Source organism: Hyphomonas chukchiensis, from assembly GCF_000682695.1.
Lineage (GTDB): Bacteria > Pseudomonadota > Alphaproteobacteria > Caulobacterales > Hyphomonadaceae > Hyphomonas > Hyphomonas chukchiensis.
This window is the reverse complement of the sequence record NZ_AWFG01000013.1, coordinates 1-25,348: the sequence shown is the minus strand read 5'-3', so window position 1 is coordinate 25,348 and position 25,348 is coordinate 1. Positions and strand designations below refer to the sequence as shown.

Annotated in this window: 24 protein-coding genes; 16 read left to right on the top strand and 8 right to left on the bottom strand. The window is 62.1% G+C overall.

All coding sequences use genetic code 11. From position 1 onward, the window contains the following. Positions 1 to 70 precede the first annotated feature (70 nt). Positions 71 to 670: a TIGR04282 family arsenosugar biosynthesis glycosyltransferase gene (locus tag HY30_RS05240; RefSeq protein WP_034737888.1), complete on the bottom strand. Its 600-nt coding sequence runs from the start codon at positions 668 to 670 to the stop codon at positions 71 to 73. 63 nt (positions 671 to 733) lie between these two features. Here HY30_RS05240 and HY30_RS05235 point away from each other — a divergent pair, with 63 nt between their 5' ends. Further along, positions 734 to 1,270, top strand: coding sequence for a hypothetical protein (locus tag HY30_RS05235; RefSeq protein ID WP_034737886.1), 537 nt, complete (start codon positions 734 to 736; stop codon positions 1,268 to 1,270). On the opposite strand, the gene HY30_RS05230 is transcribed toward HY30_RS05235, so the two are convergent. Further along, complete coding sequence (locus HY30_RS05230) at positions 1,267 to 1,950, bottom strand: TIGR04283 family arsenosugar biosynthesis glycosyltransferase (protein ID WP_034737884.1); 684 nt, start codon at positions 1,948 to 1,950, stop codon at positions 1,267 to 1,269. The two genes, HY30_RS05235 and HY30_RS05230, sit on opposite strands and share 4 nt — an antisense overlap. Before the next feature lie 91 nt (positions 1,951 to 2,041). Between HY30_RS05230 and HY30_RS05225 the strand changes: the two genes are divergently transcribed. After that, positions 2,042 to 2,518, top strand: a complete 477-nt coding sequence (locus tag HY30_RS05225) for a hemerythrin domain-containing protein (RefSeq protein ID WP_034737882.1) — start codon at positions 2,042 to 2,044, stop codon at positions 2,516 to 2,518. Here HY30_RS05225 and HY30_RS05220 read toward each other — a convergent pair whose 3' ends face one another. Then, complete coding sequence (locus tag HY30_RS05220) at positions 2,519 to 3,322, bottom strand: uracil-DNA glycosylase (RefSeq protein WP_034737880.1); 804 nt, start codon at positions 3,320 to 3,322, stop codon at positions 2,519 to 2,521. It lies immediately after the preceding gene. 92 nt (positions 3,323 to 3,414) lie between these two features. On the opposite strand from HY30_RS05220, the gene HY30_RS05215 reads away from it, so the two are divergent. From HY30_RS05215 to HY30_RS05195, 5 genes are all read left to right on the top strand, one after another. Continuing rightward, complete coding sequence (locus HY30_RS05215) at positions 3,415 to 5,097, top strand: electron transfer flavoprotein-ubiquinone oxidoreductase (protein ID WP_034737878.1); 1,683 nt, start codon at positions 3,415 to 3,417, stop codon at positions 5,095 to 5,097. A 134-nt stretch (positions 5,098 to 5,231) separates the two neighbouring features. After that, complete coding sequence (locus HY30_RS05210) at positions 5,232 to 7,145, top strand: tetratricopeptide repeat protein (RefSeq protein WP_034737876.1); 1,914 nt, start codon at positions 5,232 to 5,234, stop codon at positions 7,143 to 7,145. A gap of 107 nt (positions 7,146 to 7,252) precedes the next feature. Further along, a complete protein-coding gene (locus HY30_RS05205; RefSeq protein WP_081812062.1) occupies positions 7,253 to 9,877 on the top strand; it encodes a penicillin-binding protein 1A in 2,625 nt (874 codons plus the stop codon). A gap of 87 nt (positions 9,878 to 9,964) precedes the next feature. Beyond that, a protein-coding gene (gene prfB / locus HY30_RS05200; protein ID WP_155839254.1) for a peptide chain release factor 2 occupies positions 9,965 to 11,084 on the top strand; the annotation gives its coding sequence in 2 pieces (ribosomal slippage) (positions 9,965 to 10,033 and positions 10,035 to 11,084; 1,119 coding nt in all). Further along, positions 11,062 to 11,688: a DUF1294 domain-containing protein gene (locus HY30_RS05195; RefSeq protein WP_051614870.1), complete on the top strand. Its 627-nt coding sequence runs from the start codon at positions 11,062 to 11,064 to the stop codon at positions 11,686 to 11,688. The genes prfB and HY30_RS05195 overlap by 23 nt, the downstream gene beginning before the upstream one ends. Here the strand turns inward: HY30_RS05195 and HY30_RS05190 are convergent. Both HY30_RS05190 and HY30_RS05185 read right to left on the bottom strand, forming a co-directional pair. Continuing rightward, the gene (locus HY30_RS05190) at positions 11,685 to 13,028 is read right to left on the bottom strand and encodes a vWA domain-containing protein (RefSeq protein WP_034737875.1); all 1,344 of its coding nucleotides are present in this window, start codon (positions 13,026 to 13,028) and stop codon (positions 11,685 to 11,687) included. The genes HY30_RS05195 and HY30_RS05190 overlap by 4 nt on opposite strands. Before the next feature lie 5 nt (positions 13,029 to 13,033). Beyond that, entirely contained in the window at positions 13,034 to 14,026 is a 993-nt protein-coding gene (locus HY30_RS05185) for an AAA family ATPase (RefSeq protein ID WP_034737874.1), read from the bottom strand. A 302-nt stretch (positions 14,027 to 14,328) separates the two neighbouring features. Between HY30_RS05185 and HY30_RS05180 the strand changes: the two genes are divergently transcribed. Further along, positions 14,329 to 15,162 carry an SDR family NAD(P)-dependent oxidoreductase gene (locus tag HY30_RS05180; protein ID WP_034737873.1) on the top strand — a complete coding sequence of 278 codons (834 nt, stop codon included), beginning with the start codon at positions 14,329 to 14,331 and terminating at the stop codon, positions 15,160 to 15,162. Here the strand turns inward: HY30_RS05180 and HY30_RS05175 are convergent. After that, positions 15,159 to 15,398, bottom strand: coding sequence for a DUF2188 domain-containing protein (locus tag HY30_RS05175; RefSeq protein WP_034737872.1), 240 nt, complete (start codon positions 15,396 to 15,398; stop codon positions 15,159 to 15,161). The genes HY30_RS05180 and HY30_RS05175 overlap by 4 nt on opposite strands. Positions 15,399 to 15,574: 176 nt before the next feature. On the opposite strand from HY30_RS05175, the gene HY30_RS05170 reads away from it, so the two are divergent. From HY30_RS05170 to HY30_RS05135, 8 genes are all read left to right on the top strand, one after another. Further along, positions 15,575 to 16,069 (top strand): hypothetical protein, encoded by a 495-nt coding sequence (locus tag HY30_RS05170; RefSeq protein ID WP_155839253.1) that lies wholly within the window; start codon positions 15,575 to 15,577, stop codon positions 16,067 to 16,069. Positions 16,070 to 16,125: 56 nt separating this feature from the next. Beyond that, positions 16,126 to 18,294, top strand: a complete 2,169-nt coding sequence (locus HY30_RS05165) for a primosomal protein N' (protein WP_034737870.1) — start codon at positions 16,126 to 16,128, stop codon at positions 18,292 to 18,294. A 76-nt stretch (positions 18,295 to 18,370) separates the two neighbouring features. Further along, on the top strand, positions 18,371 to 18,904 hold the full coding sequence (locus tag HY30_RS05160) for a hypothetical protein (RefSeq protein ID WP_034737869.1): 534 nt from the start codon (positions 18,371 to 18,373) through the stop codon (positions 18,902 to 18,904). Between the two features lie 258 nt (positions 18,905 to 19,162). Next, the gene (atpH, locus tag HY30_RS05155; RefSeq protein WP_034737867.1) at positions 19,163 to 19,723 is read left to right on the top strand and encodes an ATP synthase F1 subunit delta; all 561 of its coding nucleotides are present in this window, start codon (positions 19,163 to 19,165) and stop codon (positions 19,721 to 19,723) included. 8 nt (positions 19,724 to 19,731) lie between these two features. Next, positions 19,732 to 21,267: a F0F1 ATP synthase subunit alpha gene (gene atpA / locus HY30_RS05150; RefSeq protein ID WP_034737865.1), complete on the top strand. Its 1,536-nt coding sequence runs from the start codon at positions 19,732 to 19,734 to the stop codon at positions 21,265 to 21,267. 45 nt (positions 21,268 to 21,312) lie between these two features. Continuing rightward, the gene (locus HY30_RS05145) at positions 21,313 to 22,191 is read left to right on the top strand and encodes a F0F1 ATP synthase subunit gamma (protein WP_034737863.1); all 879 of its coding nucleotides are present in this window, start codon (positions 21,313 to 21,315) and stop codon (positions 22,189 to 22,191) included. A 49-nt stretch (positions 22,192 to 22,240) separates the two neighbouring features. Beyond that, complete coding sequence (atpD, locus tag HY30_RS05140; RefSeq protein WP_034737861.1) at positions 22,241 to 23,668, top strand: F0F1 ATP synthase subunit beta; 1,428 nt, start codon at positions 22,241 to 22,243, stop codon at positions 23,666 to 23,668. A gap of 17 nt (positions 23,669 to 23,685) precedes the next feature. Beyond that, positions 23,686 to 24,093 (top strand): ATP synthase F1 subunit epsilon, encoded by a 408-nt coding sequence (locus tag HY30_RS05135; RefSeq protein ID WP_034737859.1) that lies wholly within the window; start codon positions 23,686 to 23,688, stop codon positions 24,091 to 24,093. Between the two features lie 15 nt (positions 24,094 to 24,108). Here the strand turns inward: HY30_RS05135 and HY30_RS05130 are convergent, their stop codons facing one another. Together HY30_RS05130 and HY30_RS05125 are read right to left on the bottom strand one after the other, a co-directional pair. Then, complete coding sequence (locus HY30_RS05130) at positions 24,109 to 24,900, bottom strand: thioesterase family protein (RefSeq protein WP_034737857.1); 792 nt, start codon at positions 24,898 to 24,900, stop codon at positions 24,109 to 24,111. 3 nt (positions 24,901 to 24,903) lie between these two features. After that, positions 24,904 to 25,224 (bottom strand): 2Fe-2S iron-sulfur cluster-binding protein, encoded by a 321-nt coding sequence (locus HY30_RS05125; RefSeq protein ID WP_034737855.1) that lies wholly within the window; start codon positions 25,222 to 25,224, stop codon positions 24,904 to 24,906. Positions 25,225 to 25,348: the final 124 nt, after the last annotated feature.

Here is a 25,348-nt window from a genome sequence, read left to right as displayed (position 1 = left end):
ACGTGTGAAATCAGAGGTTAATCCACAGGCATTCACGCGCTCAAGCGATAACATAAATTAATTTCACTGCTCAGCGGACTGCATTCCACGCATGCCAGTCATTTGCCTCATCAATATCAATCAGCATGGGCAGAAGACCGACACGCGCATGCGGTGGAAGGTTTCCCCACACGTCTTCCATCGCGTGCGGCCCTGACCAGCGCACCTTGCCGAACGGCGACCGGGTACGCGGGCCCTTGTTGAGGCCGAACAGCCAGAAGCCGCCATCCCGCGCCGGGCCGAATACAGCATCGTGGGTCTGCAGCGTGCGGATGGCAGCTCGCAAGAGGGCTGGTGACAGGTCCGGAGCGTCGGCGCCGATGAACAGGACCGGGCCAGACCGCGCTTCGGCAAGCCCCTTGTCGAGGCGCTCGGTCAGCCCGCCATGCCCCTGGCTACGACGTGTCAGGGTGGCTGGCCAGAGACCGCCAATGCTATCGTCCAGGGCGCTATCAGGTGCGGTGTAGAGAAGGGGTGTCCAGTATCCGCTGCGCGCAGTCCGCATCGTACGTGCGAGGGTAAAGTGCGCCACACGGCGCGCTTCGGTGAGGCCGAGGCCGGCAGCCAGCCGCGTCTTGGCAAGGCCCATGCGGGGCGGTTTAGCATAGATGAGCAGGGTCGCTTTTGTCATCGCTTGGCCTTACTTTCGACCCTAACCAGAGGAAAGCTGGAATTCAGTGGAGGGAGAAAGTTCATGGTCCCGTTTCGTATCCTGACAGCTCTGGCGAGTCTCGCAGCGCTCTCTGCCTGCTTTTACAGCGAAGTGCCGCTGATCCCGCCCGGCGAGCAAGTCAATTTGCCGTATGATGGCGTTGTCCTCTGCCTCGCTGACGATTGTCGCAATGTGATGGTCGGTGAAGACGGCGTCTATGAGATAACCCCGCCACGGGAAGAGGCCGAGGAAAAGCCGCTGCGCGTGCGCTTCCAGGTGCTGAGAGCGGAGGACACGAACCCGGTCTATCTCGCCGAGGTCGAGATGCGTGATGAGCCGGAGGTCAGTTACCACTATCTCGTCGCCCATATTCGCGCGGGCGCAGCCACACATGTGCCAACCTACGAGTTCGCGATGCCCGCGTGCAATGACACCGAGGCTGAGATGTTGACGAAATATGGGCTCGAACGCGTGGACAACTATTCCTGCCGCGTGAGCGACCTTGCCGCCTTCAAGGCCTATCTGATCGCTGCCCATGGCGAGGATTTCGGCACGGAAGCATTCTGGACCGAAGACTAGGTATATTCCTTGGCGAGCTTGTCCGGGCTGACGCCCAGAAGGAAACGCGCCAGCATCCAGGAATTCTTCCACGCGCGGCGGCGCCAGCCATCGCGCTCATACTTCACGGCCGAAGTGCGCGCTTCTGCGTCTAGGAAGCTCAGCCTGTTCTTGCCGACAGCCCGCACGATCATGACGTCTTCCATCAGGCGCACATCCGGGAAGCCGCCCACATCGTCATAAAGCTCGCGCGAGATCAGCAGGCCCTGATCGCCATAGGGCAAGCCGAGCCACCGCGCGCGGCGGTTGGCGCGCGATTCCAGCCAGCGCGCACGCTTGTCGTCGGAGCGATACTTGAGACGGAAGGCGCCAGCATGACCGGGACGATCACGAATATGGTCAGAAACGCGCTCGGCCCACTCGCGCGACAGGATGGTGTCGGCATGGAGGAACAGGAACCAGTCGCCGCGTGCGGCTTCGGTTCCGGCAATCAGCTGCCGGCCTCGGCCCTTTGCTGTCGCGATATAGGTGGCCCCGGACGCCTGAGCTATGGCCTCTGTTCCGTCTTCGGAAAAGGCATCGCACACAATGACCTCGCGGATCAGCCCGGACTCAAGCCCTGGCATCAGGCTTTCGAGACATAGCGGCAGGTCATAGGCGGCGTTCAGTGTGGGAATAATGACGGAAAGGGGAGCGGGCATTGGAAATCCCTAGCAGGCGCTTGTGATATCAGGAACTCTCTTGGGTCAGCTGCGTTCCATGTCCAATCCCCAATGCACAAGGAAAACGCACATGACCAGCATCTATGACCGTCTCAAATCTGACCATGACCGCCAGCGCGACATGCTCGCGAGCCTCGCCGAGACGTCCGGCGACAGCGACGAGCGCCGGAAACTCTGGAAGACATTCTACTATGATATCGGCGCGCACGCTGCTGCCGAAGAGGAAGCCTTCTACGCCCCGTTGATGGAAGACTCGAAAGGCCAGCCCAAGGCACGCCACTCCGTTTCAGAGCACCATGAAGTCGACGAGATGATTCAGGATATCGAAGACATGGATTTCAGTTCGCCGGGCTGGCTGACGCGCTTCAAGACGATGCGCGAACGCTATGAGCACCACATGAAAGAGGAAGAAGAAGAGATCTTTGCGACCGCCCGCAAGGTGCTGGGCGCGGATTCCTCAGGTGAAATGGCGGACAAGTTCGACACGCGTAAGAAGAAAGAACGCGGCCTCGTCGACAAGAAAGTCGAAGAGGAAATGGAGGAATAGTCAGGCGAGCTCTTTGAGCCGCTGCTCCACCAGCAACAGGTCCCGCCAGGCGCGGGACTTGTCCTGGGGGCGGCGGAGCAAATAGGCCGGGTGCAGGATCGGGATCAGCGGAATGCTGGTCCCGTCTTGCGTTTGAAAGACATGTTCGGTGCCGCGCAGGCGCATGATGCCATCGCTCTTGCCCAGCAAGGCCTTGGCCGGAACACCGCCCGCTGCGATGATCAGCTTGGGCTTGCCCAGCACGATCATCCGTTCGACGAAGGGGCGGCATACGTCGAGTTCCTCGTCTTCCGGGTTCCGGTTCCCCGGCGGGCGCCAGTAGGTGACATTGGTGATGAACGTGTTCTCGGCCCGCGAGCGATTGATGGCCGCCAGCATCTTGTCGAGCAGCTGCCCGGCCTTGCCGATGAAAGGCAGGCCGCGTCGGTCCTCTTCGGCTCCCGGGCCTTCGCCAATCACCATCAGGTCTGCGCCCTGCACGCCGTCAAATACGACCGTGTTTTCACAGGAAGATTTCAGGGGGCAGCCCTCGAAAGCCTCGATGGCCGCCTTCAGCGCGTCGAGCGAATCGGCGGCGGCAGCAGCTGTTTCGGCTTCCGTGACCCAATTCCTGGGTGCGCGAGAGCGGCGCTGCATGGGTTTCGCTTGGGGAGTGTCGGGTTTGGCGGGGGTGTTTGACGGGTTTTGGCGTGGCTTTATCTCGCGCATCAGCGCGTCAATGCGGGCCGAATCGACTTCCACGCCCATGTCCTGCCACCACTCGGTCAGGGCCTGAAGGGCTGCGGTTGACGTAGGGGCGGACATTGCGACGCTCTGGACCTTCTTGAAACAGGCTGTAATTGCTTAATGTTTGAAATATACGGCGGTATCCTACACGCCAAAATGAGGAGTTACCAATGGCTGATGACGCCCCGCAGCGCGAGTCGATGGAATATGATCTGGTCATCGTCGGCGGCGGCCCGGCCGGGCTCTCGGCAGCGATCCGATTCAAGCAGCTTGCCAATGAGAAAGGCGAGGACCTTTCGGTCGTCGTTCTGGAAAAAGGCGGCGAGATCGGCGCGCACATCCTGTCGGGCATCGTGCTCGACCCGAAGGCGCTCGACGAGTTGCTGCCTGACTGGCGCAACAATAGCGATTGTCCGCTGAAGACAGAGGTGAAGATCGACCGCTACAAGCTGCTCGGCGAGAATGGCTCGGCCGAGCTCGGCTGGCTGCCTTTCCCGCCGCTGATGAGCAACCATGGCTGCTATGCTGGCTCGCTCGCGAATGTCTGCCGCTGGCTGGGCCGTGAGGCCGAAGCGCTGGGCGTGGAAATCTATCCGGGCTTTGCCGCTTCTGAAGTCGTCTATGACGCCGAAGGCGTCGTGCGCGGTGTCGTGGCCGGTGTCATGGGCATCGGTGCAGACGGCCAGAAGAAGGCCGATTATGAGCCCGGCATGGAACTGCTTGGGAAATATGTGCTGTTCGCCGAAGGCGCGCGCGGCTCGCTGACCAAGCAGATCATGAACCAGTTCAACCTGCAGGCCGATTGCGACCCGCAGAAATTCGGCATCGGCCTCAAGGAAGTGTGGTCCGTGCCGGAAGAGATTTTCGTCGACGGTCTCGTCCAGCACTCGTTTGGCTGGCCTGTCCAGGACAAGGACGGCAATGGCGGCGGCTTCCTCTACCACTTCCGCGACAATGGCGAGCCCTTCGTCTCGGTCGGCTATGTTGTCCACCTGAATTACAAGAACCCCTATCTGGCGCCTTACCAGGAATTCCAGCGCTACAAGCACCACCCCGACATCCGCCGCTATCTCGAAGGCGGCAAGCGCGTGGCCTATGGCGCCCGTGCGATCACTTCGGGCGGCCTGCAGTCCATTCCGAAGCTCAGCTTCCCGGGCGGCGCGCTGATTGGTTGCTGTGCCGGTTTCGTGAACCTGCCGCGCATCAAGGGAACGCACAATGCCATGAAGACCGGCATGCTCGGCGCCGAGTCGGTGTTTGCTGCCCTGCAGGCTGGCCGTTCGGGCGACGAGATGACCGAATATGATGATGCGATGCACTCCAGCTGGGTGCAGAAGGATCTCTCGACGGTGCGCAACATGAAGCCGCTGATGTCGCGCTTCGGCACCATGATCGGCGCCATGATCGGTGTGCCGGACATGTGGCTGCGCTCGCTGATGGGGTTCGGTTTCCTGCCAACGCTGAAACACGGCAAGACGGATGCGGCGTCGCTGAAGCCTGCCAAGGATTACAAGCCAATCGCCTATCCAAAACCCGATGGTGTGCTCAGCTTCGACAAACTCACGAACGTCTCCTTCACCAACACATTCCATGGCGAGGACCAGCCGTGCCACCTGATCGTCAAGGACATGGCACTGCAGAAAGCGTCCGAGCATGACGTCTATGCCGGGCCTTCGGCGCGCTACTGCCCGGCAGGTGTCTACGAGTGGATCGGGGAGGGGGCTGACCTCAAGTTCCAGATCAACGCGCAGAACTGCATTCACTGCAAGACGTGCGATATCAAGGACCCGAACCAGAACATTACCTGGACCGTGCCTGAAGGCGGCGGCGGCCCTGCCTACCCGAATATGTAGCAACGGCTACACAAAGGCGTGACAAGAGCGCGGGCAGGGAAACCTGTCCGCGCTTTTACCATCTGCCGCCTTGCTCTTGCCGCAAGGGGCTGCTTCACTCTTCGCACACGCGAAAACGGAGATACCTGACGCCCATGCGCCTCAAGCCAGCCCTTGCCGCCTCTGCTCTTGTCCTCGCCTTTGCACTCGGCGGGTGCGCTTCCACACAGTCCGCCGGAATGGCTGGCGCGACAGCCAACGCCTATGCCGATGAGGCATTGTCCCCCGCAGCGCGCTCGACCGCTGTTCTGGGCGATAATGGCAAGCCGATCGGAATCTCTGCCTATCCGGCCCCCATTGATGCGGTGAAGGCTGGCGACATGGCTGCCTTCCTCGTGATGACGCAGGGCCTCGACGCCGAGGACAGGAACTCCAATCCCTTTTTCAACGCTTTCCTCGCCCTCGACCGTGCCGCAGCCGGCGACACTGCGGGCGCCCGGACGATCCTGAATATTCAGGATGATGCCGACGCAGCCGACGCTGGTTCCAACCTTTATGCCTATCTCGATGCCTGGTTTCTGGCGATGGACGGCCAGCCGGATGCGGCGATTGAGCGTCACCGCAGCGCCTCCGCCGGCATGCCGGGCCTGACGGGAGAGCTGTCGCTGGCGGCCATGCTCGAGGCCGTTGGCCGGCCGGACCAGGCCCTTGCGGTCTACGAGTCCCTCACGCCTTCCAAGATCGAGGCGCCGGAACACCAGTTCGACCCGCGCGGCCTGCTTTACTCGCATATCAAGACGGTGATCTCGCGCCATGCACTGCTGCTTCAGCGGCTCGGACGCATCGAAGAGGCCAAGGCCGTCTACCAGCGCCTTGCCGATGCAGAGCCCGAGGAAGCCATCAGCTATGCGGCCGCGCTCGACAGTCTCGAGACGGGCAAGAACCTCAAGAACAAGCCCCTCACGGTCCGTGCAGCCTTTGCCCAGTCACTGTCCGATGTGTCGCGCACGCTGCAGGAACAGCGGATCATTCGCAAGATCATGATGGGCGGACGGCCCGACGGGTTTGACGATCAGCGCTCTGCGATGGATCAGGTGGCGCTGCTGATCAATCCGGAAGATGACGGCCTGCGCTCGGCCATCATCGATGATTTCTACGATAATGCGCTTTACGATTCGGCTGCGCACATGGTCTCGGTCAGCCCCAAGCCGACGGCGTCGCTTGAACTGGCGGCCGGTCAGGCCCTGCTGATGGGCGGCAAGGTGGATGAGGCCCGCGAGGCCATCGACAAGGCACTTTCGCTGGCGACAGATGATGACCGCCTGCCAACGCTCTATGGCGCCCTCCAGCTGACGACCTTGCTGGATGATGAAGCGCGTTCCGACAAGCTGCTCGATGAGTTGCTGAAGACGGCCGAGAGCCCAGCAGAACGCGCATCCGCCCATGGCCTCGCCGCCGAGATCTATGGCCAGTTCGGCAATTACGAGAAGGCCGCGACGAATGCCGAAGAGGCGCGCAATCTGGACGATACGCATGATCGCCGTCTCGCCATGGCCGATGCGCTGGGCAAGGTCGGCAAGGTCAATGAGGCGATCATCCTGCTGCGCACGGAGCGGCTGGCCCGACCGAATGATCCCTACACGCTGAATTCGCTCGGGTATTTCCTGATCGTGAATACCGACAAGTATGAGGAAGGCTATCGCGTCCTCGCCCGGGCCCGCGCGCTCGCCCAGCACGATCCCTACATTTCGGACTCCTTTGGCTGGGCCCTGTTCAAGATGGGCGACCTTGAGGCCGCCCGCCGGATGATCGAGTCATCGCGTCAGGAGCTGCAGCCGCACCGTCACTGGGAAATCGAGAACCATCTCGGCGATATCTATTGGTATCTCGACCGCAAGGACGAGGCCCGCGAAGCCTGGCAGTACGCGCTCGACAACCGCCCGCCGGCGGTTGAACGCAAGCAGCTTGAGGCCAAGCTGGCCTCCGGCCTGACAGCGCCGGCGCCCGAGAAGCGGCCCTTGCCGGATGTTTCGCTGACCGACGGAGAAGTCGATAGGCAGGACATCTGACACTGCACCCTTTAACGCGCCGCCGACGCGCCTTACTATCGCCGGAAACGGATGCGATTCCAGCGCGCGGCGCCAGGAATGGCTGGCCCTTGTAACAGGACAAGTACATGGCTGATGCCTACGAGAAACCCCGCGTTCCGGCCTGGGTTTGGCCGGTAGCAAAGTGGACCGTCATTGTCGGCTTTGTCCTGGCAATCATTGGATTCATTGCGATCTGGATGTACTTCCTGGCGCTTGGCCGCGATGTGCCCAGCATTTCCAAGCTCAAGCAGTATGAGCCGCCGATCACGTCGCGTGTTCACGCAGGCGACGGAACACTCATCGCGGAATTCGCTGATGAGCATCGGGTCTTCGTTCCGTACGAGTCCATGCCCAAGCATGTGATCGATGCCTTCGTGGCCGCCGAAGACAAGAATTTCTTCACCCATGACGGGCTCGACTATCAGGGCATCGCCAGGGGCGCCGTTAATTCGGCGAAGAACAAGCTGACCGGTTCTGGCGGGCTTCAGGGTGGCTCGACCATCACCCAGCAGGTCGCCAAGAACATGCTACTCACGCGTGACCAGAACCTGACCCGCAAGGCCAAGGAAGCGATCGTCGCCCAACGCATGGAGAAGGAATTCTCCAAGGGTCAGATCCTCGAACTGTACCTGAACGAGATTTATCTCGGCGGACGCTCCTATGGCGTTGGCTCTGCGGCGCTGAACTATTTCAACAAGTCGCTGCCTGAGCTGAACCTTTCAGAAGCGGCCGTGCTGGCTTCGCTCGCCAAGGCCCCTTCGGCGGTGAACCCATACACGAACCCGGAAAAACTTCTGGCGCGCCGCAACTACGTGCTCAACCGCATGGTCGAGGACAAGTATATCACGCGCGAACAGGCCGATGAGGCCATCGCGATGCCGCTCACCACGACCAAGCGCCTGCGCGGACCGGAATATGCCGCTGCGACCTATTTCGTACAGGAACTGCGCCGCGACCTGATAAAGACCTATGGCGAGGAAACGCTGGAGCAGGGCGGCCTCTCGATCCGCTCGACAATCGATACGCGCATGCAGCTCGCCGCGCAGGATGCGCTTCAGAATGGGCTGATCGCCTATGACCGCCGTCATGGCTATCGCGGACCGGTGACCAATCTGCCCATCGGCGATGGCATGCTGGAAGCGCTGAACGCGGTCGAGCTGCCCGGCGGCTATGGCACGTGGGAAGCTGGCCTTGTCACCTCCATCAATGACAAGGGCGCCCAATTGCTGCTGATCGACGGGGCCAAGATCAAGCTGCCCGCCGAGGAAGTCGAATGGGCCAGGACCTACAAGCCCAAGGACGGCAAGCCGGGTCTTCAGGTCGGCGATGTCGTGCTCGCAGAACTGAAGCGTCAGGTGCTCAATGCGAAGGAAGCATCGGCGCCCGAGCTGAAAGAGGAGCTGGACGAAGAAGGCAACCCTGTTGCCAAGCCGGTCGCCCAGCCCATGCTGCTGCCGGTTGGCAATGCGACCCTGCGCCAGGTGCCTGCGGTCGACGGTTCGCTTGTCGCGCTGGACCCGCACACCGGCAGGATCCTGGCCATGCAGGGCGGCTATTCCTTCTTCAAGAGCAGCTACAACCGCGTCACCCAGTCCAAGCGCCAACCGGGTTCGAGCTTCAAGCCGTTCGTTTATGCCGCCGCCCTTGAGAAGGGATACACGCCTGCGACGCGCATGCTGGACGCGCCTTTCGTGTCGTTCGATGTGTCGACCGGCGACTATTGGCGCCCGGCCAACTATACCGAAGGCAGGTCCTACGGCATGGTCACGCTGCGCATCGCGCTTGAGAAATCCCTCAACCAGGTCACTGCGCGCGTGGCACAGGATATTGGCATGGAAGCCGTTTCCGAACTGTCGGAACGCCTTGGCGTCTATGACAAGCTGCCGCCCTATGCGGCCATGTCGCTGGGCGCTGGTGATGCCTACCTGATCGATATGGCGAAGGGCTATGCGGCTTTCGTCAATGGCGGCAAGAAGATCACGCCAACCCTGCTCGACCGCGTGCAGGACCGTCATGGCCGCACCCTGTTCCGCCACGACCAGCGCCCTTGCGAGGGCTGCGAGGCCGAGGAATGGAACGGGCAGGAGCCACCTGAACTGCCGGAAACAGGGGAGCAGGTGCTGGATCCGATCATCGCCTATCAGGTCACCCACATGCTGGAAGGCGTTGTCGAGCGCGGCACAGGCCGCCGGGCCCTGCGCGTCGGCAAGCCACTCGCCGGCAAGACCGGTACGACGGATGACTATCGCGATGCCGTCTTCATGGGCTTCTCGCCCGATATTGTCGTCGGCATCCGCGTTGGCTTTGATGACAACCGTTCGCTTGGCGAAGGTGAAGCCGGTGGTTCCGTTGCGGCACCGATCTTTACCGACTTCATGGAAAAGGCGCTCGAAGGCACGCCCGCCATTCCGTTCCGGATTCCTCCCGGCGTGCGGCTCGTGAAAATCGATGCCCGCACGGGCGAACTGCCCGGCCCGAATACATCGGTCATCATCGATGAGGCATTCCGGCCCGGCACCGAGCCAGGCATGGCGGCCTTCAATGGCTCCGATGACTGCCTGTCGATTTCCGGCAATTGCGGTCCGGGCGCTGGCACGGGCACCTACGGGACGTTTGACCCGCGCACGGGCGAGCAGCCTGTGCCGGAGGACGGCCAGCCGGCCAAGGCGCCCGAGGCCACATCCGGCGGCAATCTCGACGGGATTTTCTGACCCAGGTCTTTTGACGCAAGGCGAGGGCTCGGCTATCCCGTGCCCAGCCAATCAAGTTACGTACTTCAGCCCCAAGAGGCCCGTTCAATGTCCGCAGAAATCAAATCCCTGATCGACCAGATCCGCCAGTCGTCAGACCTGCTACGGAGGCGTCTTTGACTGGGATACAGCCACAAAACGCCTCGATGAACTGACGGCCCTGTCCGAGCGTCCCGATTTCTGGGACGATCCTCAGGAGGCCCAGGCGATGATGCGCGAGCGCCAGCGCCTTGCCGACGGAATTGCCACGGTCGAAGCCCTGCAGCAGGAATCATCCGATGCCGAAGAGCTCCTGGAGCTGGCCGATGGCGATGCCTCGATGATTGCCGATATTGAGCGGACGCTCTCGAAAGCCGCGGAGCGAGCAGAGAAGGCCGAACTGGCCGCGCTGCTCTCCGGCGAGGTCGATGCGAACGATGCCTTCGTGCAGGTCAACGCAGGCGAAGGCGGCACGGAAAGCCAGGACTGGGCGAATATCCTGCGCCGCATGTATATGCGCTGGGCCGATGCACATGGCATGCAGGTCGAGGAACTCGACGAGCGCGAGGGTGAGGAAGCGGGCATCAAGTCGGCGACCATCCAAGTGAAAGGCGAGAATGCCTATGGCTGGCTGAAATCGGAGCAGGGCGTGCATCGCCTCGTGCGCATTTCCCCGTTCGACAGTTCGGCGCGGCGGCACACGAGTTTTGCGTCTGTCAGCGTCTCTCCTGTCATCGATGACAAGATCGAGATCGATATCAATCCGGGAGACGTTCGCACGGACACATATCGGGCCTCCGGCGCGGGCGGCCAGCACGTGAACCGGACCGATTCAGCCGTTCGACTCACGCACATTCCGACAAATATCGTGGTCCAGTGCCAGAACGACCGGTCGCAGCACCGGAACCGCGACCAGGCCTGGCAAATGCTGCGGTCGAAGCTCTACGAACTGGAAATGCAGAAGCGGCGGGCCGTTGCGGACGCCAGCTATGCCGGAAAGAGTGAAATCGGCTTTGGCCACCAGATCCGCTCCTATGTGCTTCAGCCCTATCAGATGGTGAAGGATCTGCGCACCGAAGTTGAAACGTCTGACACGCAGGGTGTACTGGATGGCGACATCGACCGGTTCCTCAGCGCTGCTCTGGCGGCTGCAGTGAAAAGCGAGAATGGAGACGATGATGCGGCGTGAAGGCCGCCTTGTTGAGTGGCATGCGGACAGGGGATTTGGCTTCATCGCTCCCGATGACGGCGGACCCAACGTCTTCCTGCACATTCGCGCCCTGCCGAAGAACGACAAGCGGCTTGAAATCGGTCAACCCTATGCGTTTGACGCCGTCCTTTCGCCGGACGGCCGGGAGCGGGCTGACAATGTGGTGCCGCTCGACAAGCCAGTTGCGCCGCAGCTCGAGCCGGAGAAGCCGAAACGCAGCCGCTGGCGGCTGCTGGAGCACTTGCCGCCTTTCCTGGTGATTATTGCTTTTGCGGGTATTTTTGCCAGCGTTTCGCTTGTGACTGACGTCTCGAGCAATTGGTACATCATCTATGGCGAGGCGAGTTTTGCCTGCCTGGTCGGCTACTGGATCGACAAGAATGCAGCGATCCAGAAGAACTGGCGTGTATCGGAAACGATTCTGCTTCTGATCGGCCTCGTCGGCGGCTGGCCGGGGGCGATCGTGGCGCAGGAAGTTTTCCGCCACAAAACCCGCAAGGGCACGTTCCGCTACCTGTTCTGGATGACGGTTGCAATCAACATGGCGGCCTTCGTGCAGATCAACGTGTTTACGTCGCTCTAGCCGTAGGCAGCGAGCACTTCATCCACAGCCCGTTCCAGGTCCTTCAGCGTTGCCACATGACTCATCTGTGAGCAGAAGGGCAGGTAACGCGGAATGGCGCTGTCGCCGGTTCCCCAGAGGGGGCGGCCTTCGGGATTCAGCCAGATCATGCTTTTGGCGCGCTGGGCAAACTCGCGGAAGAGATCGGCGCGCGGGTCGCCATAGTTCGAGCGGCCATCGCCGAGGACGATCACGGTCGTGCGCCGGTCGATAATGCTCTCGTGACCCACCTTCAGGTCTGACCAGGCCTGACCGTAATCGGTTGAGCCCATGCCCATCTCGCGGATGATCTTGGTCATGGCCTGCTCGAACTCATTGTCGGCGAGGATGTCGTCGACGGGTTTGAGCCGATGCGAAAAGGCGAACGCATGAATGTCCGGCACGGCGTCTGCCAGCGAGTAGAGCAGCAGAAGCAGGAAGCGGACATATTGGGCGACTGAGCCCGACACGTCGCAGATGGCGACGATCTTCGGCCGGTCCTTCTTCTTCTGGCGCCAGATCACGTTGAAGGGCACGCCGTCGAGCCCTGCATTCGCGCGCATCGTGCGGCGCACATCAAGCTGGCCGCGATTACGCTTCTTGCGGCGGCGGGAATGTTTCACCGCGAGGCGTTTGGCGATCTTGGCGATAAGGATCTTCATCCGCTCCATGTCATAGCGGTCGAGGGCGTTGAGGCGTTTCTCGGCGGCGAAGTCGTCACGGAACTGCTGGGTCTCGCCGGCGCCGAACACGTCAAAGGCGCGCTCGGCGCGTTCGCGGGCGCGCATTGTCAGGTCGCGGCGAATGTCGATCAGTTCCTGCGCGTCGGCTTCGTCCTGCGGTTCGCGGCCCTGGAGGGCTTCGAGCAGGCGCTCCTGCAGGCCTTCGCCGCCCATCTGCTTGACGATCTGCTGGGCGTAATACGCGACTTGCGTGGAGAAGCGGATATCGTCGATACCGGCCGCTTCAGCTGCGCGTTCCATGGCTGTGGAAATGGCGGCTTCGTCGCCGGACTGCATGAGTTCGATGAGGTTTTCGGGGGCTGGCTGGCTTTCGCCGTCTTCCGGTTGGAACTCCTCGTTGTTGGAGTCCGATTTCGACTTGGATTCGGAATGGGAGAAGTAGAGGTCGAAAAGGCGGTCGTGGACCTGTTTCTCCTGTTCGGATTTCGCGAGCACGCAGCCGAGGGATTCCTTCAGCAGGGTGCGGTCACCATAGCCGATCAGGGCAACCGCGCGGGTCGCGTCGAGGGCTTCGCCTGTGGACACGCGTACTTCGGAGGAACGCAGGGCCCGGATGAAATTGGTGAGCGTGCGCTCCATCTCCGCTATCCGAGATCAGGATAGCCGGAGGAGGTGCGGCCTGCCTTGTCCGGCCCGGCGGCCTCGCGGACGAGCCGTGGGACTTCCTTGGAGACCGCAGCGATGTCGCTCTCATGCTTGAGCAGCACATTGAGCGTGGAGCGCACAAAGTTCTCGTCGAGCGCATTGGCGTGCATCAGGAGGAGCGTGCGGGCCCAGTCCACCGTTTCGGAGATGGACGGGCGTTTCTTGACGTCGGTTTCGCGCACGCCCTGAACGAAGCTGACCAGCTGTTTCAGCAGGCTCTCGGTGACATCCGGCACGCGGGCCTGGACGATCATCCGTTCGCGGGCGGCATCGGGGAAGCCGATATGGAGGTGCAGGCAGCGGCGTTTCAGGGCGTCGCCCAGCTCGCGGACATTGTTCGAGGTGAGGATCACGATGGGCGGGACATTGGCGCGGATCGTGCCGATCTCGGGAACCGTGACCTGGTAGTCCGACAGGACTTCCAGCAGGAAGGCCTCGAATTCCTCGTCCGACTTGTCGATCTCGTCGATCAGCAGGACTGAGCCAGCCGGCTGCTGCATGGCGGTGAGTAGGGGACGCGATTCGAGGAATTGCTCGGAAAAGAACAGGTCTTCAAACGAGGACAGCTTGCCCAGCGACTGGGAGAGATTGTCGGCCGAGCCGATCAGCTCGTTGAGCTTCTCTTTCAGGATCTGCGTGTAGAGCAGCTGCTTGCCGTATTTCCATTCATACAGCGCCTTGCCCTCGTCGAGGCCCTCATAGCATTGCAGGCGCAGGACCGGCAGGTCGAGCCATTTGGCGAGCGACTGGGCAAGATCGGTTTTGCCCACGCCCGCCGGGCCTTCGATCAGGATCGGCTTGCGCAGGCCATGGGCAAGGAAAACAGAGGTCGAAATTTCGCGGGTCGAAATATAGCCGACGGTTGCGAGCCCGGATGTGACCGCCTCGATCGAAGTAAGCGGCTCGTAGCCGGTGGAAATGTCTTTTGCCATGGCAAAAGGGGTAGGGGGCGGGCGAAAGGCTGGCAAGGCATATCGCTAGGGCAGGGTGCTGTGGGGCCGTTCTTGGCGGTGTGCGCACTTATCCGGAAACGCCCTTCTTCTCCGGCTTCTCCGGCCCTTGCTCGGGCAATCGCGGGGCGATTGCTGGTCCTCACAAGCGCAGAGGGAGAGAGGGAGCGTGTGGCTGGCTATGCCCTCCAATTACTTCAGAGGGCAATCGTCGCCGGGACGGGGCGGTTGACGGTTCGCTGGGGCGGGATCAACGTTGAGGCCGGGTTGGTGGGAGTGTGGTCATGGTGGTTCTGGTTGTGGGGGCGTCGACGGGGTTTGGGGCAGCGATTGCCGAAGCGTTCTTGGCGCAGGGAGAGCGTGTGATCGGCACGAGCCGGTTGGCGCCGCGGAACGGTGCTATTGCGGCGACGGGGCTGACCATGGCGCAGCTGGATGTGCGGGACGAGGCGTCTGTAGCTGCGCTGGCGTCGCGGTTGGACGGCGCGGGGATCGTGCCGGACGTGGTGGTGCTGAATGCCGGGTACGGCATATCGGGCGCCATCGAGGACACGCCGGTCGAGGCGGCGATGGCGCAGTTCAATACGAATTTCTTTGGCGTGCACCGCATGGTGGGGGCGCTGCTGCCGGCGCTGCGGGCGCAGGGCAGTGGGCGGCTGATCGTGATCGGTTCGGTGGCAGCGCAGATCCCGGTGCCGTTCCAAGCCTTCTACAGCGCGTCAAAGGCGGCGGTTGCATCCTATGCGGCTGCGCTGCGCATGGAAGTGGCGGCATTCGGCGTGGATGTAACGGTGGTGGAGCCGGGCGATCACAAGACCGCGTTCGGGGCGGCGCGTCCCCTCTCTGACAGCGGGCCGGAGAGCGCCTACCAGCCGCAGGCGCAGCGCGCGGTGGCGATCATGGAGACGAGCGAGCTGGCGGGTGCGCCGGCGAGCGATGTCGCGCGGCTAGTGGTGAAGATCGCGGGGCTGAAGAAGCCGAAGGCGCGCTATGTTCAGGCGAACCGCATGGAGCGGCTAGGGCTGGCGTTAAAGCGCATGCTGCCAGCTGCCCTGTTCGAGCGGATCATAATGGACACATATAAAGTGCCGGGCCGGGGGCGGCGGACGAGTGGCTAGCCTTCGACGTCCGTCTGCGGGCGGTCATCACCATGGGCGTATTCGGTATGCCATTTGCCGGCTTCGTCTTCCCAGGTGATATGGGCGTCCTTGCCGGGCAGGTTCTGACGGCGGGCAGCCGAGAGGGCGGCGGCGCGGGCCGCGTCATGGGTGCGGAACTCTTCGGAGATGGTGTCGCCGAGCTTGTAGGCCCAGCCGTCACCGTGTTTGACGACGTGATAGACGATCTTTTCCATTCTGTGTCTCTTTCCGGAATGTCTGCGAACCTGACCCTGTATATTGGGCTGCGCGCGGCGGCTCACAAGTGAAATCAGGCTATGGCGCCGAGAGGTGATGCTGGCGGACTTGGGCACGTCTTTGCGTTTCTCCTTGCAAACGGGGTGTTTGCCCGCAGACCGGAAGGGGATCTGATATGGCATTTAGTGGCTCAAGACTTGTTCTGGCAGGTTTGGTGGGGGCGATGGCCCTTTGCGCGGCCTGTTCGGGAAGTGCGTCGCCGGAGACCGATGGCACGGCCGAGGCAGCGCAGGGAAAGAAGGTTGCCGGGGGAGAGGCGGACCGTCTGCTCGGAGCGGTGAACCTGCCGAAGCCCGACTGGCTGCCGAAGGGCTTCCCGCTGCCGGGTGATGCGCACATCTATAGCGTGACCAAGCCCAACGTGACGCCGGCGGCTTACCAGCTGCAGGCGCGGACCCTGGCAGACGGCGACAAGCTGTTCGCGGACATGATCCGGTGGGGCGAGGACCAGGGCATCTCGGTCACGGATGCTTTGGCGGGCAGGGAAGTGGGCGCGACGCGTGTGCTGGAAGTGTCCGGCGGCGGCTGGGCGGGGGTAAGTTCGATCCAGATACAGGATGATGCGAGCGGCTATCGGCGGATTGTCCTGTCATTGCAGAAGGCGGAGTAGCAAGGGCCCTGCCTCGGCGGGATGACGCCTTGGCTTAACGGCGCTAAGCCAAGGTCATGGCTGTCGCGCGGATTCTCTTTGTCCTGCCCCTGCCGGAACCGTTCGATTACGCGGTGCCGGAAGGGATGGATGTGCGCGTCGGTTCCTATGTGACCGCGCCGCTGGGGCAGACCGAGCGGCTGGGCGTTGTGTGGGAATTGCTGGGCAACGAGGCGGTGGCGGGGCGCACGCTGAAGCCTGTGCTTTCTGTCTATGACGTGCCGCCGATGCGGGACGCGATGCGCGAATTCATCAGCTGGGGCGCGAAATATACGGTGTCGCATCCGGGCCATGTTCTGGGCATGACACTCAGGGCGCGGGGCGGGCTGTCGCCTTCGCCGACGGAGACCGTGTTCCACCTGACGGGCGATGTGCCACCTAAGCTGACCGGCGCGCGGCGGCGGGTGCTGGACGCGGCGGAGGAGGTGGGCGCGGTGAACGCGGCGACGCTGGCGGCGGCGGCGGGCGTGTCGAGCGGCGTGGTGAAGGGGCTGGAGAAGGCGGGCGCGCTGCGGGCCGAGGAGATGGCGGCGGACCTGCCCTTTGCCTTGCCGCAACCGGACCTGCCGGGCGCACAGCTGACGGGTGAGCAGGCCGAGGCCGCCGCGGTGATGAAGGCATCCATGCGGACGGGGGGCTTTGCGGCCTTCCTGCTCGATGGCGTGACGGGCTCCGGCAAGACGGAAGTGTATTTCGAGGCGATCGCGGAAGCGCTGCGCGTGGACCCTGACGCGCAGATACTGGTGCTGCTGCCCGAGATTGCGCTGACGCAGGCGATTCTCTCGCGGTTCGAGGCGCGGTTCGGGGCAGCGCCCGCGCCGTGGCATTCGGGGCTTTCGGACAAGGAGCGCCGGCGGACATGGCGCGAGGCGGCGCATGGCCGGGCAAGGATCGTGATCGGCGCGCGCTCGGCGCTGTTCCTGCCCTATGCGAACCTGAAGCTGGTCATCGTCGATGAAGAGCATGACGGCAGCTACAAGCAGGAAGACGGCGTGACCTATCATGCGCGCGACATGGCGGTGATGCGGGCGAAGCTGGAGGGCGCGGCCGTCGTGCTGGCCTCGGCGACGCCTGCGCTGGAGACAATGGTGAATGCCGAGGCCGGGCGGTACACGCGGCTGATGCTGGCGGCGCGGCCGGGAGCGTCGCGGCTGCCGGATGTGGAGCTGGTGGACCTGCGCAGGGCGCCGCCGGAGAAGAATCACTGGCTGTCGCCCTGGCTGATCCAGGCGCTGAAGGAGACGCTGGCGGCGGGCGAGCAGTCGCTGCTGTTCCTGAACCGCAGGGGCTATGCGCCACTGGTGATCTGCAAGGCGTGCGGCGAGCGGCTGAAGACGCCGGGCACCGAGAACTGGCTGACCGAGCATAGGTATAGCGGGCGGCTGGTCTGCCATGTGACGGGCTATTCGATTCCCAAGCCGAGCGTCTGCCCGGCCTGCGGGGCGAAGGATTCGCTGATGGGCGTGGGGCCGGGCGTGGAGCGGGTGGCCGAAGAGGTGCGCGTGCTGATGCCGGAGGCGCGGATCGAGATATTCTCGTCGGACACGGCCATGGGCGGCGACGCGACGCGCGGCATTATCGAGCGGATGGAGACGGGCGACATTGATGTGCTGATCGGCACCCAGATCGTGGCCAAGGGGCACAATTTCCCGAACCTGACGCTGGTGGGCGTGGTGGATGCCGATTCGGGCATGAAGGGCGGCGACCTGCGGGCCGGGGAGCGGACCTACCAGTTGCTGAGCCAGGTGGCGGGCCGGGCCGGGCGCGCCGAGCGGCCGGGGCGGGCGCTGGTGCAGACCTATGCGCCGGACAATCCGGCCATGCTGGCGCTGGCGGACGGCGACCGGGACGGCTTTCTGCAGATCGAGCGGGATGTGCGGGCGGAACTGGGCCTGCCGCCATTCGGGCGGCTGGCGGCGATGATCGTGTCGGCGCCAAGTGCGGAAATGGTGGAGGAGGCCTGCCGCGAGATATCGCTGGCGGCGCCAAACGGGGCGGGAATCGAACTGTTCGGGCCGGCCCCGGCGCCAATCACCGTGCTGCGCGGGCGGCACAGGCGGCGATTCCTTGTGAAATCGCCCCGGAACGTTGATCTTTCGGCCTATATGGCGGCCTGGCTGGCGCGGCTGAAACCGCCCCGCCCTGTCAGGATTTCGGTGGATATCGACCCATACTCGTTCATGTAGGCCGCGTGCGTGTGTTGCCAACGCAATCGTAAGGTTATCAAGTCATAATCTGGGGTAGGGAGACCGGAGATTGCTTATGATCAATTGGCTTAAGGTCGCCTCGATTGCTTTGGTTGCGCTTGCTTATTCCGAACAAAGCCATGCTTGCCGGTTCAATAAGCCGTTTGATCCAGAAAAACTTCAAGCTGATGTGGTTATTAGGGGGCACGTGACGGCATACGCGAATCCAAGAGAACTCGCCAAAAATTTATTCCTGACCCCACAACATTACGTTCTGAGTGATGGGATCGTTTGTGTCAAAACCGTGGAAACATACTTGGGGGAAGCACGCAGCGAATGGTGTTTTGACATCGATAATTCGACGGCCTGGGCGACTCCAAGGGAATCTATCCCGGATGACGTGATCATCGCTGCCAAAATCTTTCCGCCTTTTTTTGACGAATATGTGCATGACAATCAGCTCTATTTTCGCCCATTCGGTGTGGACCACCGGATATACAATTCGGGATGCACTAGACCCTACATCATACCCTACAGTGACACCGCCGAGCGTGAGATGGTTGAGCGGTTGGCGCGGCTGGGCTTCACGTCAGTAGAGACGACCAAATAAACACCGCCCCGACACCTCAAATTGCCACCAACTGCGCGGCTTTGGGTCGATATTGATCCTGCCTGATTCCGGAAGGGCCGGTCCCAAGCTATCCGCCTTGCCATTTCGCCGCAGAAATTGGCGCGGCGGCTATGTTGTCAGGGTGATTTTCTGGTGCTAAGCGGCGCACAGATCAATGGGGCGCGCGTGTCGGGCACGCTGTCTCTTTAACATAATTCCGGGCCTTACCCGCCCCGACAAGCAACGGATCCTGGACCCTTGGCGGCATCGACACGTACACATGCGAGTGAAGCTGCCCGGCGCTATGCGCGGGCACTGTTTGAACTGGCGCAGGACACGGGCCAATTGGCCGATGTTCATAATGATTACAAAGCTTTCGTCGAAATGGCGAAGGGCTCGAAAGACCTGACCATCCTGCTCGATTCGCCCGCGTTTTCGCGCGACGAGAAGGTGAAGTCGCTGGCCGAAGTGATGAAGAAATCGGGCCTTGGCACGCTGCTGGCGAACTTCGTCGGCGTGATGGCCACGAATGGCCGCACGGCAGACATTGTGCCGGCCCAGAGCGCCTTTGATGAGCTTTATGCGAAGCAACGCGGCGTTCAGCGCGCTGTTGTTCGCACTGCAAAAGACATGACAGGCGCCGAACGCGCCCGCATCGAATCGATCCTCGCAAAAGCCGTTGGCGGCGAGGTGGAACTGACAAGCGAGGTTGATCCCTCGCTCATCGGCGGCATCCAGCTGCGCATCGGATCGAAACTGGTCGATGCGAGCATTGCCGCCAAACTTGAACGCATGAACACCGCCATGAAGGGAGCATAGTCAGCTCGATGGATATCAGCGCAGCAGAAATTTCGGGCATCCTGAAGTCCCAGATCGAAAACTTTGGCGTCGACGCTGAAGTCTCCGATGTTGGCCAGGTGCTTTCAGTAGGTGACGGTATTGCCCGTATCTATGGTCTCGACAGCGTGCAGGCTGGCGAACTCGTCGAGTTCGATGGCGGCATCAAGGGCATGGCCCTGAACCTTGAAAGCGACAATGTCGGCGTCGTGATCTTCGGTAGCGACAGCTCGATCAAGGAAGGCGACACCGTCAAGCGTTCGGGCGAGATCGTTTCCGCACCCGTCGGCAAAGGCCTTCTCGGCCGCGTTGTTGATCCGCTGGGCGAGCCAATCGACGGCAAGGGCCCGCTGACAGACATCGCTTCGCGTAACCGCGTTGACGTGAAGGCACCGGGCATTATCCCGCGTAAAGGCGTTCACGAGCCAATGATGACAGGCATCAAGGCGATCGACGCCATGATCCCGGTCGGCCGCGGCCAGCGCGAGCTGGTCATCGGTGACCGTCAGACCGGCAAGACCGCTGTCTGCATCGACACGATCCTGAACCAGAAAGCGACGAACGACGCTGCCAAGTCCGACAAGGACAAGCTGTTCTGTATCTATGTTGCCATCGGCCAGAAGCGTTCGACGGTTGCCCAGGTTGTGAAGACGCTCGAAGAGCGCGGCGCCCTGGACTACACGATCGTTGTGTCCGCTACGGCGTCCGAGCCCGCTCCCCTCCAGTACCTTGCACCGTTCACCGGCTGCACGATGGGCGAATGGTTCCGCGACAACGGCATGCACGCCCTCATCATCTATGATGACCTTTCCAAGCAGGCTGTTGCGTATCGCCAGATGTCGCTTCTGCTTCGCCGTCCACCAGGTCGTGAAGCCTATCCGGGCGACGTGTTCTACCTTCACTCGCGTCTCCTCGAGCGCGCTGCGAAAATGGGTGATGCCGCTGGTGCCGGTTCGATGACCGCCCTGCCGATCATTGAAACGCAGGCAAACGACGTGTCGGCCTACATTCCGACGAACGTGATCTCGATCACCGACGGCCAGATCTTCCTTGAAACCGACCTGTTCTACCAGGGTATCCGCCCTGCCGTGAACGTCGGTCTCTCGGTGTCGCGTGTGGGCTCTGCTGCCCAGACGAAAGCGATGAAGAAGGTTGCCGGCTCGATGAAGGGTGAACTCGCCCAGTATCGCGAGATGGCCGCCTTTGCGAAATTCGGCTCCGACCTTGATGCCGCCACCCAGCGCCTGCTGAACCGTGGTGCCCGCCTGACCGAACTCCTGAAACAGCCGCAATACTCGCCGCTGCTGATGGAAGAGCAGGTCTGCGTGATCTACGCCGGTACGCGCGGTTATGTGGATAAAGTGCCGGTTGCTGACGTGACCCGTTACGAGAAAGAGCTTCTGGCCCACCTGCGTGGTTCCAAGAAAGAGCTTCTCGCCACGATCCGCGACGAAAAAGCCGTGTCGGACAAGACAGAAGCCGAGCTCAAAGCAGCGCTCGAATCCTTCACGTCGAAGTTCGCCTGATCCCGCCCGTCCTGACGCATAGTTTGAACAACCAGAAGGCCTGACATGCCCAGCTTGAAGGACCTCAAGAACCGGATCACCAGCGTGAAATCCACGCGGAAGATCACGAAGGCCATGCAAATGGTGGCCGCAGCGAAGCTGAAGCGCGCGCAAGACGCCGCGACGGCCTCGCGGCCCTATGCCTCGCGCATGGCCTCCGTTCTGGCAAACCTGTCGGCTTCGGCCGGCGCCGGTGGCCCGAAACTGCTGGCCGGTACCGGTGAGGACAAGACGCACCTGATCGTCGTGATGACGGCAGAGCGCGGCCTCGCAGGCGGCTTCAACACCTATGTGGTGAAGCTGGCCAAGCAGAAGATCGGCGAGCTGCGGGCAGAGGGCAAGACGGTCAAGATCCTGACCGTTGGCAAGAAGGGCCGTGAACAGCTGTCGCGTGAATATGGTGACATGTTCGTGGCCCACGTTGATCTCGCAGACGTGAAGGGTGGCAACTATACCGAGTCTGCCCTCGCCCTCGGCCATTCCCTGACCACACGGTTCGAGGATGGCGAGTTCGACGTTGCGACGCTGATCTATTCGCAGTTCCGGAACGTGCTGAGCCAGGTGCCGACCGCGCAGCAGATCATTCCGGCATCCGCACCGGCTGATGCGCCGAAAGTGGACCTGAAAGGCGCGATCTACCAGTACGAGCCTTCCGAGACCGAAATCCTCGAAACGCTGCTGCCGCGCTACATCAATACGCAGATCCTGTCGGCCATGCTGGAAAGCGCGGCGGGTGAGCAGGCGAGCCGCATGACAGCCATGGACAATGCCACGCGCAATGCCGGCGACATGATCGACTCCCTGTCGCTGCAATATAACCGCGCCCGTCAGGCGCAGATCACCAAGGAGCTGATCGAGATCATCTCCGGGGCCGAGGCACTCTAGTCATGGCCAAGACCACATCCCTATACACGCTCCAAAGGAGACGACCCGCATGAGCACTCCCGCAAACGCAAAAGGCCGCGTATCACAGGTCATCGGCGCCGTGGTCGACGTCGAGTTCGACGGCGAGCTTCCGAGCATTCTGAACGCGCTTGAAACCGACAACAATGGCAACCGCCTTGTTCTCGAGGTTGCCCAGCACCTCGGCGAGAACACTGTGCGCACGATCGCCATGGACTCCACGGAAGGCCTCGTTCGCGGCAATCCGGTGGCTGACCTTGGCCGCTCGATCAACGTGCCGGTTGGCCCGGCCACGCTCGGCCGCATCATGAACGTCATCGGCGAGCCGATCGACGAGCGCGGCCCAATCGACACGGACATGCGCCGCTCGATCCACGCGGATGCCCCTCCGTTCACCGACCAGTCGACCGAGTCCGAAGTGCTCGTGACCGGTATCAAGGTTATCGACCTGCTCTGCCCATACGTGAAGGGCGGCAAGATCGGCCTCTTCGGCGGTGCCGGCGTGGGCAAGACAGTTCTGATCATGGAACTGATCAACAACATCGCGAAACTGTTCGGCGGATACTCGGTGTTTGCCGGCGTTGGCGAGCGGACACGTGAAGGTAACGACCTTTACCACGAGATGATCGAATCCAAGGTTATCAACCTGGAAGGCGAAAGCCGCATCGCGCTGGTCTACGGCCAGATGAACGAGCCTCCAGGTGCGCGTGCACGCGTCGCCCTGACCGGTCTCGCACAGGCTGAGTACTTCCGTGATGAAGAAGGCAAGGACGTTCTGTTCTTCGTCGACAACATCTTCCGCTTCACGCAAGCCGGCGCCGAAGTGTCCGCGCTTCTTGGCCGTATTCCTTCGGCTGTGGGCTACCAGCCGACACTGGCCACCGACATGGGCCAGCTGCAGGAACGCATCACCTCGACCAACAAGGGTTCGATCACTTCGGTTCAGGCCGTGTACGTGCCTGCAGATGACTTGACCGACCCTGCGCCAGCCACATCGTTTGCCCACCTTGACGCGACCACGGTGCTTAACCGCGCCATCGCTGAAAAGGGCATCTATCCCGCTGTGGACCCGCTCGACTCCACGAGCCGTATCCTTGACCCGCGCATCGTTGGCGAAGCGCACTACGAGATCGCCCGCGGCGTGCAGGAAATCCTGCAGCGCTACAAGGAACTGCAGGACATCATCGCCATCCTCGGCATGGACGAACTGTCGGAAGACGACAAACTGGCCGTGGCTCGCGCCCGGAAAGTGGAACGCTTCCTGTCGCAGCCGTTCGACGTGGCTGAAATCTTCACCGGTTCGCCAGGCGTTCAGGTGAAGCTGGAAGACACGATCAAGGGCTTCCAGGGCCTGATCGCCGGCGAGTTCGACCACCTGCCAGAGCAGGCCTTCTACATGGTCGGCAACATCGACGAAGCCAAAGCCAAAGCCGCCAAAATGACGGCTGACGCAGCCTAGGATACAGGATCAGCCTTATGGCCGACAAACTTCACTTTGCGCTTGTTTCACCTGCCAAGGAACTCTTCTCCGGTGAGGTCGATCAGGTGATCGCGCCTGGAACCGAGGGTGAGTTCGGCGTGCTGGTGAACCATGCGCCGTTCATGACGACGCTGAAGAATGGTGTCGTGCGCGTGCTCGAAGGCGACAGCGTGAAGATGCGCATCTTCGTGCGCGGCGGCTTTGCCGACGTGACGCCGGACGGTCTGACCATCCTCGCGGAAGAGGCCCGCAATCTTGACGGCGTGAAAGTCGAAGAGGTTCAGGCCGAGATGGAAGCGACGCTTCTGAAGATCCAGGCGCTGGACAAGGATGATACCGCCAAGGGCGCCCTGCAGGCGCACTTCGACTATCTCGAAAGCCTGAAAGCCGCGCTGGTCCACTAAGGGACCAGTCTGGCCCTAGCCAAAAATTGCAATTGTCTGACGGCCAACCATCACAGGTTGGCCGTTTGCGTTCCAGAGGGTCATGGCCTGGCTGGAATAGCCGTGGCGGGCCGTCTCGGCCACGTGACGCGCGAGGAACCAGCCGTCGCGCGTGGTGATCTCGTCAGTCAGGAATTCAGCCATCCAGGTCATGGAGCTGATCCGGGCGGGCGCCTTGAACATGGACATGGCGGCAGGCGGCGGCGCATCGGCGATGGCGAGCACGGCGATGGCATCCGGAACGACGGCCGGATCGACATGGCGCATCCAGATCGTGACGTCGCCCTTGTCAGCACCGGAAATGGGGCGCTCGCCCGCCGCCATGCGCATGTTGAAATTGCGCGTGAAGTTGGGGCGGTTGGGATTATCGCCGAAATAGCTGGCCGTGTCCTCGGGCGAGGTAACGTCAGGTGCCGGCATGTTGGCGAAGTCGAGCGCTGATTCCCGGGCGGCACCGAAGGCAAAGATGGCTTCGGCGGCCACGCCATCGCTGCCCATCATGCGGACCGAGACGAAGACCGTGTTCTTGCCCTGCCGCAGCAGGGTAGGCGTGCACGTCACCTCGCCGCCCACGGGGCCGACAAAGGCGACCTGCGCGGAGCGGATCGGCATGCCGGGGGCCAGCGGCATGGCTGCTTCGAGGCAGAGTGCTGCCGTCAGGCCGCCATAGGTGGTGCGGCCCTGCATCCATGCGTCGGGCAGCACCACTTTGGTGGTGTTCGCGGCATCGCGTTGGATGCCTGCGAGCAGTTCGGTATAGGCAGCCAAGACCTAGTGCTGGCTTTCCGGCGTCGTGACGCGCAGGCCATCCAGCGCATCAGACACGGTGATCTGGCAGGACAGGCGCGAGTTTTCCTGAACGTTTTCAGCGAAGTCGAGCATGGACTTTTCCATTTCCTGCTGCTCGCCGACTTTGTCCATGAAGGCTTTGTCGACATAGACATGGCAGGTGGCGCAGGCGCAGGCGCCGCCGCAATCGGCATCAATGCCGGGAATGCCGTTTTTCACGGCGGCTTCCATCACGGATTCGCCATTGGTGGCCTCGACGACGCGTTCTGTGCCGTCATTGTCTACGTAAGTGATCTTTGCCATGGGCTGTATTGTCTCCTTCAAGCGGCAGTGGCTGCCGCGGCAATGTCTTTCATCGAAACTGATGTATCGCCAAGCGTGGCGGGCGCAAGCTTGGCCCCCGACATGATCAGCTTTTTCGAGGCGA